Raw genomic sequence first — 13351 nt, forward strand, 5'->3', positions numbered from 1 at the left:
GACGGGCTACGCGTTCGCCTGAAAGATGCCGTCGGCATAAGCGCGCATCGTCTTCGGCTCCACCATGCTGCCGATCGTGAAGAACGCCTACCGGGAGCGGATCGCCGGCTGGGAGGAATGAGAGCACATTGGCCCCGAAGCCCCGGCCCAGCCACCCGAGATCACGCCGAACGCCTTCTGCTGAAGGCCAGGGCCGCACAGGTGATTCTTCTTTCGGTTGCGCGACGGGTCAGCCGGGTTACCGAAAGCCACACTGTGTATTTGGGCAGTGCTATCTCGAATAACATTGCTAGGTCAATCTTTTGGCTGAGATGCGGCTGCTGATGGCGGCGTGCTCGCCCGCCCGGATGCCCGAGAACACGCAGTCCGCCAGCGCCAGTCCGGTGACATAGGAGTTCGAGCAGACCCCTACCGCGGTACGACCGGCCGCATAGAGCCCGCGAATCGGGGATCTCGCCTCGTCCAAGACCTGACCACTGGGCCCGTCCACCCGCAGGCCACCCAGCGTCATGCCCGGGACGAAGTAGGCCAGCGAGGGCCGCACGGAGATGTCGATGCCGTAGTAGGGCCCGCATCGCAGCGGACGACACAGCGTCGGCGCCTTGTGCGCGGGATCTTCACGCCCCGCTTCGGCGGCGCCGTTGTAAGCGGCCACGGTGGCCGCCAGCCCCGACGGTGAGATCCCCAGCTGCGCAGCAAGTTCGGACAGTGTGTCGGCCTTGCGATGTCCGGCGGTGATGACAAAGGACATCTGGATGCGTTGCAGCGGCGAAGTCTCGTTCGCCAACTGAGCGCGCGCCCGCTTCCACGTCTCGGCATCGAGGATGAGAAACCCGTGTCCGCCGAACTTGCGCACCATGATGTCGGCGAGAGTGGCGCCGTACAGGTCCTCGTTGGCGATGCGCTCGCCGCTGAGTCCGACGGCGATGCCCTCCAGCATCGCCGCGGGTGGGCACAGATGCCGCCAGGCGACCACGCGGTCCAGATGCCCGGTCGCTCCGCCGACCCCCGTCCCGAGCATGATGCCGCTACCGTCATCGGCTTGTGTTCCCAGCGGTGTTATTCCGGCGAAGAATGGTGCGTAGCGGAGCAGCATGTCGCGGTTGAACGCGAATCCACCGGCGGCCAAGATCACGTTCGGCGCACCAAGCAACAGGTCGGTGGTTCGTCTCCACAATCGTGCCGCGCCGGTGGGAAACGCACGCGCGACGGTCGGAGCCCAATTCGTCAGCTTGTCTCGCGTCCGCGTGGTGCGCCAATAGTGCTGTAGCAATAGAGGATTGACATCAATGACGGTCCGGCAACGCAACCCCGCCACCCGACCGCCCGCCATCACTACTTCCTCGGCGTGCGTCAGGGGCAGGAACTGCACGCCCAGCCCCTCGGCGGAGCGGCGCAGCGCCCGGTACAACGCGCGGCCGGAGCCCATGCCCTTGGCGACCTGCCGGTGTCCGCGCGGAGCGGGTGTGGCGCTCAGTCGGTAGGGATAAGCGCGTTCGTTGCCGGAGAAGTACAGATGGTGCCGGTCGGTCGGAAAGGACGTCTTGTAGTCACACAGCGAGCCGGCGAACCGGGCGCCGTGCCGCTCCAGCCACGAAAGCTGTTGCACGCTAACGTCGCAGAAGGTTCGCAGTGTCTGGTCGTCGACCGCGCCGTCGACCTCCTGGCGCAGGTAGTTGAACATATTGTCCGGGGTGTCGTCGAAGCCCACGGCTCGTTGGTAGCGCGTACCTCCGCCCGAATACACCACTCCCCCCGACAAAGCCGTGGCACCCCCGCCCACCGACCGGTCCACCACAAGTACCCGCGCACCACGCTCGGCCGCGGCGATGGCCGCGCACGCACCTGCCCCGCCGAATCCGACGATCACGACGTCGAAGGTGTTGTCGTCAGGAACAATCACGGTCGCTCCGATCCCTCAGTGGATCTCGCCGGTGACGATCGCGACTTTCTGGTTCGCGGATCCCATGGTCAGCCCGCCAGCTCTTGCACGATGTCGGTTGCCGAACCGGTTCGTACGTGGCCGAACGCCGCGCCGGTCCACATGCCGACGCCGTGCGGGTCGCCCAGCTTCACCGCGGCCGCCTGGATGGGACCGGTGATCATGGCTGCCTGGGGAAACCCGAACACCGCGTGAGCGTCGTGCGTGTCGATGAATCGATTGCGCAACGCGCGGGCATACCGCCCGGTGAACGCCCGCGTCACCACGGTTTCGGTGAACTGCGGATCGCGCAAGGCCGCACGGTGCACCGGGTTTGTTCCGGCCTCGTCGGCAAGCAGGAACGCCGTTCCGATTTGCACGGCCGACGCACCCGCATCCCGCACCTGCTGCACGGCGGCGGCAGTCCCCAGCCCCCCGGCCGCGACGACCGGACAGTCGAAGCAGGCGACCAGAGCCGACACCAGATCGTCGAGAGGATCGGCGGCCGGCGCGGCGATCGGATCGAACGTAGCCCGATGCCCACCCGCACCGGGCCCCTGTGCCACCACCCCACTCACCCCAAAACTGACCGCGATCAACGCTTCCCGCACCGTGGTCACCGTGGCCAGGGTCAGGATGCCGGCGTCACCGAGTCGAATGCACGCCGCTTCGCTCGGCGAGCCGAAAGTGAAGGAAACCACCTCCGGCCGCAGATCGCACACCACGTCGAGCTTCGCTGCGTACTCGTCGTCGTCGCCGTGCGGTTCGCCGAGCGCTACGCCGTAAAATTCGGCCTCGGCCTCGAGGGCCGCCGCGAATGCGCCCAGTTCGTCGGGAGTGGCAACCCGCGCTTGGGGCACAAACAGATTCACGCCCAGTGGGCCCGAGGTCAGCCTGCGGGCCGCCAGGATCGCGTCGGCCAGCTCTTCGGCTGACAGCAGGCCCCCGGCCAGGAATCCCAGACCGCCGCCGTTGGATACGGCGGCCGCCAACGCCGGGGTCGACGGGCCCCCCGCCATGGGCGCCCCGAGAATTCGAACAGTCAAATCCCCCAACGCAAAACGATCAAACACCACAAACCTCCCCCATACTCACCTGTCGTACCTGACCAAGAGCGTGCCCGTCGACGATGACGATGCTGTCGTGTTCCAGACGGATCCAGCCGTTGGCCTCGAATCCGCGCAGTGTCGCGCCGATCGTCTCCGGATCGACGCCGGCCAGCGAAGAGAAGTCGTCGGCGCTGAGATCGTGCACCACCCGCACGACATCACCGTCGAGGCGGCCAAACCGTTTTCGTAGCGACAACAACCGGCTCGCGACGCGGCCCTGCGCGTCGGCAAACCCGAAGTCGACCAGCGAGTTCGTCATCGCCTTCACCCACCGCGCGAACAGCCGCAGCACCTGATCGCACACTTCCGGGCGCTCGACCATCCACGTCAGGAGCTGATCGCGGGCGATCGGCACCGCCAGAACTTCGGTGAGCGTGGTGATGCTCATGTCTTGTGGGCCCGGGTCGAAAAGCGTGATAGCACCAAATATTTCCGAAGGCCCCAGAATCTTGAGCACGATCTCGCCGCCGCCGGATCGCCGGTAGCAGACCTTGACCTTCCCGCGGACGATCACGTACACAGAGCCCCCGAAGTCGCCTCGCGCGCTCATCACCCGCCCCGGTGAGAAGTGCTCAGGATGCAGCTCCTCGGACAGGGCGGCGACCACGTCGGGAGTGGTCCTGCCGAATATTCCCGACGTGATCAGCGCCCGGCGCGCATCGTTGTCCTCCGGGCCCGGTGTCGCGGCCACGTACTCGGTGGCGCCCAGCGCCACCGGACCCAGCGCGTTTACCTCGTGCTTGGCCCTGCCGAACGTCAACCCCGCGGAACTCGTTGTCTCCCACCACAACAACGCCACCACCATCAGGATGGGCGTCAGCGCGATCGCAGCGGGGCTATGCACGCTGTTAACGTTAAGCGCGACAACGTAAATGGAGTAGCCACTGCACGCGGTCCGCTGGACAGATTGCGTAGCGCACTCGGTACCGCGACGCGGCCAACGCTAACGCCATAATGCGCAAACTTCCGGCCGATATGCGCAAGCGAGAAATCTCCGGATGCCGCGGGCCGGCGGCCGGCGTAACCTGGGCATCGCATGACCACGCGAGGCCGAACTGCCACATCGGACGGCAGTGCATGGACGACGGCGAAAACGCTCGACGACTTCGCCATGCTGTGCTGCCCCGAACCCCACCTCACATTGCGCAGCAACCCAGACTCGTTTTCCCTGGGCCAGCGCGCCGGTGGCGTCGGTCCGGTGACCCTCTCCGAACTTGTGGTCAGCACCGACACGTCGCTGGATTGCGGTGAGCGGTGCAGCGGCTACCGCGTCAATGTGCTGCAGTCGGGACGCTTCGAGTCGACGCACCGGGGTTCTGTCCAGGACGCGGGCGGTGGCCGTGTTGCCGTATACCTGCCGGAGGGCCACACCACGGCACGGTGGATGGCGGGCACCCGGATGCTCGGGGTCAAGCTCGACCGAAACGCTGTCGACGACGCGCTGAGCGACGCGCTGGGCCGGCAGGTGACTTCGCAGATCGACCTCGCACCTTATCTATCGACCGCGACGGCGGCGGGTCGCGGCTGGATCAGCATGTTGTTGCTGCTCTACGAACAGATCGCCCGTCCCGACAGCCTGTTCAATCAGCCACTGGTCGGCTTGCCGTTCGCCGACAGCCTGATTCGTGGATTCCTGCTCGCCGCCAACCATCCCGATCGCGATGCCGTCGCGGCCGACGCGCCCCGGCCCGCACCGCGCACCATCCGCGCCGCGCTCGAGATCATCGACGCGGAGGCGGATCAACCGTTGACGGTCTCGGTGCTGGCCGAGCGCAGCTATGTCAGCGTCCGCTCGCTGCAGCAGGGCTTCCGCGACTACCTGGACGTTTCTCCGATGGAGTATCTGCGGCAGGTGCGGCTGCGCCGGGCACACGACATGCTGCTCGACTCGGACCCGTCGCACGTGACCGTTGCTTCGGTCGCATGCCGGTGGGGCTTCACGAACCCGGGGCGCTTCGCCACCGCACATACCCAGCGATACGGCGAATCTCCGTCAGAGACGTTGCGTCGCAAAGCTTTCCCCAAGGACCGTCGATAGGGCAGCGCAGCAGTGCGGCGAACCGCGCGCCGTTATGCGCTGCGGCGCAACGTCTCCGACGGTGACTCCCCGTAGCGAGCGCTGTGGGCGGTGGCGAACCTGCCGAGATTGGTAAATCCCCATCGGTAAGCGACCGAGGCCACGGTGACGCGAGCGGGGTCGGATTCCAGCAGCATCTGGTGTGCCCGGCCCAGCCGGACCTCGCGCAGATACGCCATCGGCGTGATGCCGAGGTGATCGCGAAACGCCTGCTGCAGCGTGCGGACGCTGACGTAGCTGCGCTCGGCCAGCACCGAGACCGTCAACGGTTGATCCGCCTCGGCCTCGATGACGTCCAGCGCGGCCCGCACGGCGGGCGGCGCCGGCTCGGGCGCGTCGGCGTCCAATGCGGCCCGGTATGAGTGATCGGTCGCGAGCAGGAGGCCGTGGACCACGCTCTCGGCGAACGGCAGTCCGACCATGGGCTGCTGCAGCGGGCTGCCCGGCTCGAATAGCTGCTCGGCAAGTAGCGACACCATTTTGATCCAGCTGCGGACCGCTTGATCGGTGGTCATCATGACGGGCTGGCAATCGATTTGCGAAGTGATGGAATGCCCCAGCGCACCCGCGAGTGCCTCTTCGACGGCCTGCCGATCGATCATCACCGCCAGCAGACGGCCGGCGTAACGGGAGATACCGGCCTTGCCCTCCGGCCGATACACCCGGACCGAACTCGCTTTCGAGACGACGGGGCTACGGCCATCTCTGGTCGCCCACGACGCCGCGATCGGCACGGTGACGTGATAATGCGGACGAATGTCACCGCCGTTCACCCACACGTCGTCGTGAAAATCAATGTCCAGCAAGGTGATCGGCCCGAGGCGACGCACCCGGTGCGTGAACGAGAACGCGTCGGTGTCGACGGTCGGCCCGATTTCGGGCCACCACTGACACGGTGAATCCGGTCGGCCGTTGCGCAGCTCGGCAAAGTCGTCGACTGACCGCACCGCGACCCACGCGTTGTCCTCTGCGGTCACTCGGGTACCTCCCATTCGACTCACGATAGTGCTCGTGTCCCGCGGTCCGGCCAGGTCAAAGTTCCTCCCGGCTGGGAGGCGGGACCTAACACGGGCGAGCGGATCTCAGGTGAATCCGTTCTTCGGCGGTGAGGCGTTGGAACGCCCTGCGGCGCAGGGTCTCCGTCGGCGTCTCGCGGTAACGCGCGGAGTGGGCCGCGGCGAACCGGCCGAGATTGGTGAAGCCCCAGCGGTAGGCGACCGAGGCGACGGTCACCTGCGACGGGTCCGACCTCAGCAGCGCCTGGTGGGCTCGCCGCAGCCGGACCTCGCGCAGATAGGCCATCGGCGAGGTGTCCAGGTGACGCTGAAATCCCTGTTGCAAAGTCCGCACGCTGATGTGGGTACGGGTGGCGATCGACGTCAAGGTCAGCGGTAGATGCGCCTCTTCTTCGATGATTTCGATCGCGGATCGAATCGCGCGGGGTGCGAACAGCCGAACGTCTTTGGCAAGAGCTTCGCGGTGGGGATGGTCGGCCGCGAGTAGAAACCCGCGGACCAGGCTGTCGACGAACGGCAATCCGACCAGCGGCTGGTTCAGCACACTGTCGGGCCGGAAGACCTGTTCCTTGAACAGCGCCAGCATGTTGATCCAGGTTCGGGTCGGGGCGGAATCGGTGGACATGATGGGCGAGAAGTCGGGTTGGGACATCACCTGCCAGCCCAGTGCATCGCTGAGCGCATCGTCGACGGCCGAACGTTCGAGTTTGAAGGAGATGCATCTGGTACCGGCAGCCCATTTCCCGGTAGCGCGTCCCTGCGGTGGGTACACGGTGGCCGCACCCGGCCCGCCCGCGAAGGAAAGACCCCGATAGAACCCCTCGGTGTGTCCCGTCCGCAGCACCACGATCCGATAGGCCCCGCACACCTCGCCGGCGTCCACCGACATGTCGGACCCGAGCGCGATTTCGGAGACGGTCGCCGCACCGAGTCGGCCCACCCGGTGAGACATGCAAAACGAGTCGGGGTCGTCCAACAGGTGCATGTGGACTCGGCCGCAGCACACCCGGGCAAAGTCGTCGAACGTGATCGCCGGCTTCCAGATGTGCGCATTTGAGGCGTCCGCTGTCGGTGGTTCCGTCATACGGTCGCCTCCCTCCAATTCACTGATGCCCCTTCCGCAACCGCGTGCCAACAAGCTAGCGTTGCCGACCAAGGCCGCGCTATGCCGTGCTGGGGGCCGTGCGCGATCCGGCCAAACCACTGCGTAATTAGGCTAGCCCCGATGTGGGCACATACCTACCGCCTATCGTGGGTATCGTGCCGAGTGACCCGCCAATCGAAACCGGGAGTCCGCCCATGGTGCACGCTGAATCCGTTCCCGCTCAGCGCTTTTCGGATCATCAGCTCGCCGCGTTGGATGCTCGGCTGGACGGTGACATCGTGCACTGTCGGCACCCGGAGTATCAGCAAGCGCGTCGTATCTGGAACGCGATGATCGACCGGCACCCCGCGCTGGTCGTCCGTTGCCGGACCGACGGCGATGTCGGCGCCGCAATCGAATTCGCCCGTGAGCACGCCGTCAGGTTGACCGTCAAAGGCGGCGGCCACAGTGTCGCAGGGCATTCCATGATCGACGGCGGCCTGGTGATCGATCTTAGTCGCATGCGCGATGTCACCGTGGACCCAGACGCCGGCACGGTACGGGTCGGTGGCGGCTGCCTCCTCGCGGATATGGATCGGGCTACCCAGATCCACGGTTTGGCAACACCGGCCGGGGTGATGTCGGAGACCGGCGTGGCCGGGCTGGCACTCGGTGGCGGCGTCGGCTGGCTGACTCGTAAGCACGGTCTCACCTGCGACAACCTACTTTCGGCTCGGGTGATCCTGGCCGACGGCAGCCTGGCGCGTGCCAGCGCGGACGAGAATGCCGATCTGTATTGGGGCCTGCGTGGCGCGGGAACCAACTTCGGCGTGGTCACCGAATTCGAATTCACAACACACGTTGTCGCCCAACCGCTTCCGGTCGGCACCGCACTATATCGACTGGACGAGGCTCCCGCCGCGATCGCACACTACGACCAGATGATGCGGCGCGCTCCCGACGACCTGAAGGTCGTGGTGTACTTGCGGCGTGCCTTCCCCGAACCGGGAGTGCCCGACGAACTTGTCGGCGAACCGGTGTGCGTGATGGTCAGCGTGTGGACGGGCGACGCCGCGGACGCCGAAGGTATCAACGAGGAACTGATGCGCGGTGCGCCGCACGTGTCCTCGTGCATCCGGGCGACGCCGTTCGTCGAGCTGCAATCGGTCAACGACGGCCTGCTGGGCCCGGGCGCCTGCAACTACACCAAAGGTGGTTATCTCGGTGAAATCACCGGAGACTGCATCGGCGCGTTGCTCGACTCGGCGCGGCGGCTGCCGTCGGCGATCTCGATGCTGGAGATCTCCTATCAGCACGGCGCCCAGGACCGGCTGTCGGAAGACGACACCGCGTTTCCGGACCGCCATGCCGATCATTTCCTCAATGTGCTCACCCGGTGGGACCCGTGCGACGATGGACGTCCCCATATCGATTGGGCACGAGAAACTTTCGCCAGGACATCCGACTGGCACAGCGGTGGGATCTACTCGAACTTCCTGGCCTACGACGACGACGCTCGGGTGCCCGACGCCTACCGAAACGGCAAATACGAGCGACTGGCTAGGATCAAGACCACTTACGACCCCGACAATACCTTCAACAGCAATCCAAACATCGTTCCCGGCAACATGATTGAACGGCATATCTAACGTGCACCTGGGCATGATCCCGGACGACCCGACCGAATGGAAGGCGCTGGTGTCACGACAACTACCGTTGCCATTCTTCGAAACCCACTTCGCATTCGGCCGCGCACGCGCGATCATGGCCGCAACCAAACTCGGTGTGTTCGAGTCACTGAGCCGGTGTGCGGCGACCCCGGCCGAAGTCGCCGAACGGTGCGGAACGGATACGTTCGCGACGCGGCAGCTGCTGGTCGCCCTCGCCGGATGTGAGTACCTGGTGTACCGCGATGGCCGGTACGCACTGACGCCGACCGCACGCACCTGGCTGCTGCCGGAAAGCCCCTGCTCGATTGTCGATGCGGTGCTCTTCGCGTTCGACGAGTGGGAGCTCATGATGCACGTCGAAGATTATGTGCGTACCGGGATCCCCCTCGAGCTGCACCAGACCATGACCGGTGTGCAGTGGGCACATTACCTGCGGGCCATGCGGGCACTGGCCGGCCTGACGGCGCACGAAGTCGCGCAGTTCGTCCCGGTGCCGGGCGGTGCCACCGACATGATCGACATCGGTGGTGCGCACGGGCGTTACTCGGTTGCCTTGTGCCGCCGTCATTCCCAATTGCGTTCGGTGGTCCTGGACGTGCCCGAGGCCGTCAGGGCCGCGGCGCCGCTGTTGGCGACCGAGAACATGGGTGCCCGCGTCGTCCACCTCGAAGCCGACGCGCTGACGCATGATTTCGGTGTCAGGACCTACGACGTGGTTTTGTTGTGCAATCTCGCCCGACACTTCAGTGCCGCGGAGAATGCGCTGTTGTTCCGGCGATTGGCGCGCGCCCTGCGGCCACGTGGCGTTTTCGCGGTGATCGAGCCCCTGCGCCTCGAGATAGGGGATAGCGCAAGCCAATTCACCGCGCTGAACGAGCTGTACTTCGGAGCGACCAGCCGCTCCGGGACATGGACCGCGCGTGACACCGCGGGCTGGCAGCGGGCGGCCGGGCTGGAACCGGCGGCCGACCCGGTCACACTGAGCGGCGGCGATGTCGGCCTACATATCGCGACGAAGATCTAACGTCTAGCCCGGCAGCACCGGAGCGGCGCCGCCGGTCATCAAGCCCGGGACGTCCGACCAGGTCTGCTGACTTTCCGGTGCGGACGCCGAATACTGCAGCACGCCTTGCGGAGCCGCGACATAGACGGTCGACGGGTTGGCCGCGATCGCGGTCAGCGGAATCTGCAAACCGTGCGCCGGGGCGTCGGAGTTCACCCCGTCGAGGTTCACGTACGAGACCGGATGGGCGAGGTCGTTGCGGGTCACCACCATGTCGTCGCCGGTGCGCCAGTACAGGGACACCACCGTATTGCCCAGCCCGAAACCCAACCGCCGGGGATAGGTCAGCGCGTACTGCCCGGCCTGGGTCTGCTCGACACCGGCGAGAATGACCTCGCCGCCGATCACCATCGCGGCCCGCGTGCCGTCGCGGGACAGTTGCAGGTCGCTGATCGGTCCCGGGAACTTGCTCGCCACCGCCCCGGAATCCACCGGGAGGCGCGCGGGTTGCCCGGATGCCGGTTCCTGGATGGCCCGCAACACGTTATTGCCGTCCACCACCACCCATACCGCGTCGTCCAGCGCCCAGCTGGGACGCGACAGGCTGTGCCCGTCGGCGGATTGAACCGCCTCGCCACCGAGATCACCGATCCACAACGACTCCGCCATGTCCGGAGCGCCGCGGTGCAGGGTCACGACGGACGCCACCTGCCGCCCGCTGCGCGACAACGCGGCCAGCGTCTGGTCGCCCATCCGGCCGAACGCGCCGGGCACCGTGCTGGTCCGCTGCCCGTCCAGGCCGACCAGCGATCCGTTGATCAGCGCGTGCAGCCCCGCGCCGGCGCCATCGGCCACGCCCGGGTCGGTGGCGGCGACGTCTGAGGTGGTCCACCCTTCGGCGAACCTGTCGTCCAGCGGCGCGCCGTCGGCATTGATCACATACGGGCCCCGGATGTCGGCTCGGGCCAGCGTCCAAATGATCTGCGCGGCAAGCAATTGCCTACTGTGCGGGTCGGTGGTGGAGAGCTTCTGCAGATCGATGCGGGCACCGCCGTAGCCCCGCCCGATCCCGTTCTTGCCGCCGTCGGCCCGGGTCACCGGACCGCGTAGCCGCAGCGGCGGGGCGAGCAGGTTGCGTACCGTGTGCGCCATCTCGGGCCGCGGTCCGGCCAACAGCTTGGAGATGAGTTCGGTGGGCAGCTGATCGTGATCGGAGACCGCGACATAGCGCGGGTCGGGCACCACCGTCTTGCCGGTCGGGTCGGCGAAGTACAGCGTGTTGCGCTTATAGGTGGCCTGAAACTGTTGCCAGTCCAGGAAGACGCCGTTGGGCAGTTTGTCGATTCGCCAGCCGCCGGACGTCTTGACCAACTCGATCGCGCCGGGATCGGGCAGCACGCCCTCGGCCGTTTCGAACACCCCGACGTCGGACAGCGAGCCCAGGATGTCGGCCCGCATGGTCGCCGAAACACGTTCGGCGCCACGGGTTTCGACAAACACCACGTGGTCGATCAGCAGTGCGCTACCGGCGTCGTCCCAGGAATTGGATGCCGACTGGGTGAGGAACTGCCGCGCCGCCAGGTGCCGGTTCGCCGGATCGGCTGTGGCCTTGAGGAATTCGCGGAGCAACACGTCGGGATCCATGCCGGGGGTCGGTTTGGGCAGGTTCGACGGTGCGGGCCGCTCGACGGTGCCGATGGCCTGCGGCGCCGACGTGCTCGGAACCCCCGCGCAGCCGGCGAGCAGCACCGCGAGCACCGCGACGTAAAGCCGCCGCATCACAGGCTCCGCTCGGCGTGCTCGGGTTGGCGCGCATGCTCCTTGCCCGGCGGTTGCCCGGGCTCCCCGGCCGGCGGGGCCGGTTGCGGTATCGGTTTCATCGGCAACGGGCTGGTGGTGACCTTGTGGCCGCGGATCAGCGGAAGCGTCAGCCGGAAGCAGGCGCCCTGACCGGGCTCACCCCACGCCTCCAGCCGGCCCTGGTGCAGGCGGGCATCCTCGACGCTGATCGCCAGACCCAGCCCGGTCCCGCCGGAGCGCCGCACCCGCGACGGGTCCGAGCGCCAGAACCTGCTGAACACCAGCTTCTCCTCGCCAGGCCGCAACCCCACCCCGTAGTCGCGGACCGTGACAGCGACGGTGTCCTCGTCGACGCCCATCCGGATCCGCACCGGTTTGTGCTCGGCGTGGTCGATGGCGTTGGCGATCAGGTTGCGCAGGATGCGCTCCACCCGCCGCGGATCGACCTCGGCGATCACCTCTTCGGCGGGCATGTCCACCAGCAGCTCGATGCCGGCGTCTTCGGAAAGGTGGCCGACATTGCCCAGCGCGCTCTGCACCGTCGTGCGCAGATCGACCGCCTCCACCGACAGTTCGGCCACACCCGCGTCGTGCCGGGAGATTTCCAGCAGGTCGTTGAGCAGCGTCTCGAAGCGATCGAGCTCGTTGACCATCAGCTCCGTGGAGCGCTGCAGGGTCGGGTCGAGCTCGGAGCTGTGGTCGTAGATCAAGTCGGCGGCCATCCGCACCGTGGTCAGCGGTGTACGCAGTTCGTGGCTGACGTCGGAGGTGAACCGGCGCTGCAGGTTGCCGAACTCCTCGAGCTGGGTGATCTGCCGCGACAGACTCTCGGCCATGTCGTTGAACGACACCGCCAGTCGTGCCATGTCGTCTTCACCGCGCACCGGCATGCGCTCGGACAGGTGCCCCTCGGCGAACCGCTCGGCGATCCGCGACGCCGAGCGCACCGGCACCACCACCTGGCGCGATACCAGCAGCGCGATCCCGGCCAGCAACACCAGCAGCACCGCGCCGCCGGTGATCATCGTGCCGCGCACCAGCGTGATCGTGGCCTGCTCACTGGCCAGCGGGAAGATCAGGTACAGCTCCAGGTTGGCCACCTGCGACGACGCCGGCGTGCCGACGATCAGTGCCGGTCCCGAGAAGCCTTCGGTGTGCACCGTGGCGTACTGGTAGGCCGCCTGCCCGGCCTTGACGAAGCCGCGCAATGAGGCGGGCACCTGGTCGACCGGTCCGGCGGCGGTCGCGGCGCGCGGGCCGTCGCCCGGCACCATCAGCACCACGTCGAACGCACCGGCAAGACCGGGACCAGAGGACGGATCGGTTTTCGATGTCAACGTGTTGCGGGCCAGCTGCAGGCTGCTGTCCAGCGAGCGTGTCTCCTCGCCGTTGACGATCCCGCCGACCGTCGTGCGCGCCCGTTCGATCTGCTCGACGCCCGCCTTGACCTTGACGTCAAGAACGCGGTTGGTGACCTGGCTGGTCAGCACGAAGCCGAGCGCCAAGATCACGGTCAACGACAATCCGAGCGTCAACGCCACGACTCGCAGTTGCAGCGAACGGCGCCAGGCAATGCCGACGGCTCGACTCAGCGCACTCATGCCCCGAGTCATGGGGCCGGTGCGCCCCCAGCGGTGACCGTGAATACGTCGCCGCGAGCCCCAGATCAAT

10 protein-coding genes are annotated in these 13351 nt (G+C 66.7%); 3 read left to right on the forward strand and 7 right to left on the reverse strand.

Annotated elements, in window-relative coordinates:
- Positions 1-289: 289 nt before the first annotated feature.
- From G6N55_RS10760 to G6N55_RS10770, 3 genes are all read right to left on the reverse strand, one after another.
- The gene (locus G6N55_RS10760) at positions 290-1903 is read right to left on the reverse strand and encodes an FAD-binding protein (protein WP_232078976.1); all 1614 of its coding nucleotides are present in this window, start codon (positions 1901-1903) and stop codon (positions 290-292) included.
- 68 nt (positions 1904-1971) lie between these two features.
- Positions 1972-2994, reverse strand: a complete 1023-nt coding sequence (locus G6N55_RS10765; protein ID WP_264001520.1) for a nitronate monooxygenase — start codon at positions 2992-2994, stop codon at positions 1972-1974.
- The gene (locus G6N55_RS10770; RefSeq protein WP_085220036.1) at positions 2987-3874 is read right to left on the reverse strand and encodes a Crp/Fnr family transcriptional regulator; all 888 of its coding nucleotides are present in this window, start codon (positions 3872-3874) and stop codon (positions 2987-2989) included. Before G6N55_RS10770 ends, G6N55_RS10765 begins: the two co-directional genes overlap by 8 nt.
- Before the next feature lie 192 nt (positions 3875-4066).
- On the opposite strand from G6N55_RS10770, the gene G6N55_RS10775 reads away from it, so the two are divergent.
- On the forward strand, positions 4067-5068 hold the full coding sequence (locus G6N55_RS10775; RefSeq protein ID WP_085220035.1) for an AraC family transcriptional regulator: 1002 nt from the start codon (positions 4067-4069) through the stop codon (positions 5066-5068).
- 32 nt (positions 5069-5100) lie between these two features.
- Here G6N55_RS10775 and G6N55_RS10780 read toward each other — a convergent pair whose 3' ends face one another.
- Positions 5101-6099, reverse strand: a complete 999-nt coding sequence (locus tag G6N55_RS10780; protein WP_085220034.1) for an AraC family transcriptional regulator — start codon at positions 6097-6099, stop codon at positions 5101-5103.
- 70 nt (positions 6100-6169) lie between these two features.
- Positions 6170-7207, reverse strand: coding sequence for an AraC family transcriptional regulator (locus tag G6N55_RS10785; protein ID WP_085220033.1), 1038 nt, complete (start codon positions 7205-7207; stop codon positions 6170-6172).
- A gap of 215 nt (positions 7208-7422) precedes the next feature.
- Between G6N55_RS10785 and G6N55_RS10790 the strand changes: the two genes are divergently transcribed.
- Both G6N55_RS10790 and G6N55_RS10795 read left to right on the forward strand, forming a co-directional pair.
- Positions 7423-8856, forward strand: a complete 1434-nt coding sequence (locus G6N55_RS10790; RefSeq protein ID WP_085220032.1) for an FAD-binding oxidoreductase — start codon at positions 7423-7425, stop codon at positions 8854-8856.
- Between the two features lie 13 nt (positions 8857-8869).
- Entirely contained in the window at positions 8870-9901 is a 1032-nt protein-coding gene (locus G6N55_RS10795; protein ID WP_139826656.1) for a class I SAM-dependent methyltransferase, read from the forward strand.
- A 3-nt stretch (positions 9902-9904) separates the two neighbouring features.
- Here G6N55_RS10795 and lpqB read toward each other — a convergent pair whose 3' ends face one another.
- Together lpqB and mtrB are read right to left on the reverse strand one after the other, a co-directional pair.
- Entirely contained in the window at positions 9905-11659 is a 1755-nt protein-coding gene (lpqB, locus tag G6N55_RS10800; RefSeq protein ID WP_085220030.1) for an MtrAB system accessory lipoprotein LpqB, read from the reverse strand.
- Positions 11659-13350 carry an MtrAB system histidine kinase MtrB gene (gene mtrB, locus G6N55_RS10805; protein WP_085220029.1) on the reverse strand — a complete coding sequence of 564 codons (1692 nt, stop codon included), beginning with the start codon at positions 13348-13350 and terminating at the stop codon, positions 11659-11661. Before mtrB ends, lpqB begins: the two co-directional genes overlap by 1 nt.
- Position 13351: the final 1 nt, after the last annotated feature.

This window comes from Mycobacterium florentinum (genome assembly GCF_010730355.1).
GTDB lineage: Bacteria > Actinomycetota > Actinomycetes > Mycobacteriales > Mycobacteriaceae > Mycobacterium > Mycobacterium florentinum.

Excerpts from the sequence above, each read along its gene's own strand:
- G6N55_RS10775 (WP_085220035.1), top strand. The coding sequence starts at position 4,067 with ATGACCACGCGAGGCCGAACTGCCACATCGGACGGCAGTGCATGGACG.
- G6N55_RS10780 (WP_085220034.1), bottom strand. The coding sequence starts at position 6,099 with ATGGGAGGTACCCGAGTGACCGCAGAGGACAACGCGTGGGTCGCGGTG.
- G6N55_RS10785 (WP_085220033.1), bottom strand. The coding sequence starts at position 7,207 with ATGACGGAACCACCGACAGCGGACGCCTCAAATGCGCACATCTGGAAG.
- G6N55_RS10790 (WP_085220032.1), top strand. The coding sequence starts at position 7,423 with ATGGTGCACGCTGAATCCGTTCCCGCTCAGCGCTTTTCGGATCATCAG.
- G6N55_RS10795 (WP_139826656.1), top strand. The coding sequence starts at position 8,870 with ATGATCCCGGACGACCCGACCGAATGGAAGGCGCTGGTGTCACGACAA.
- lpqB (WP_085220030.1), bottom strand. The coding sequence starts at position 11,659 with ATGCGGCGGCTTTACGTCGCGGTGCTCGCGGTGCTGCTCGCCGGCTGC.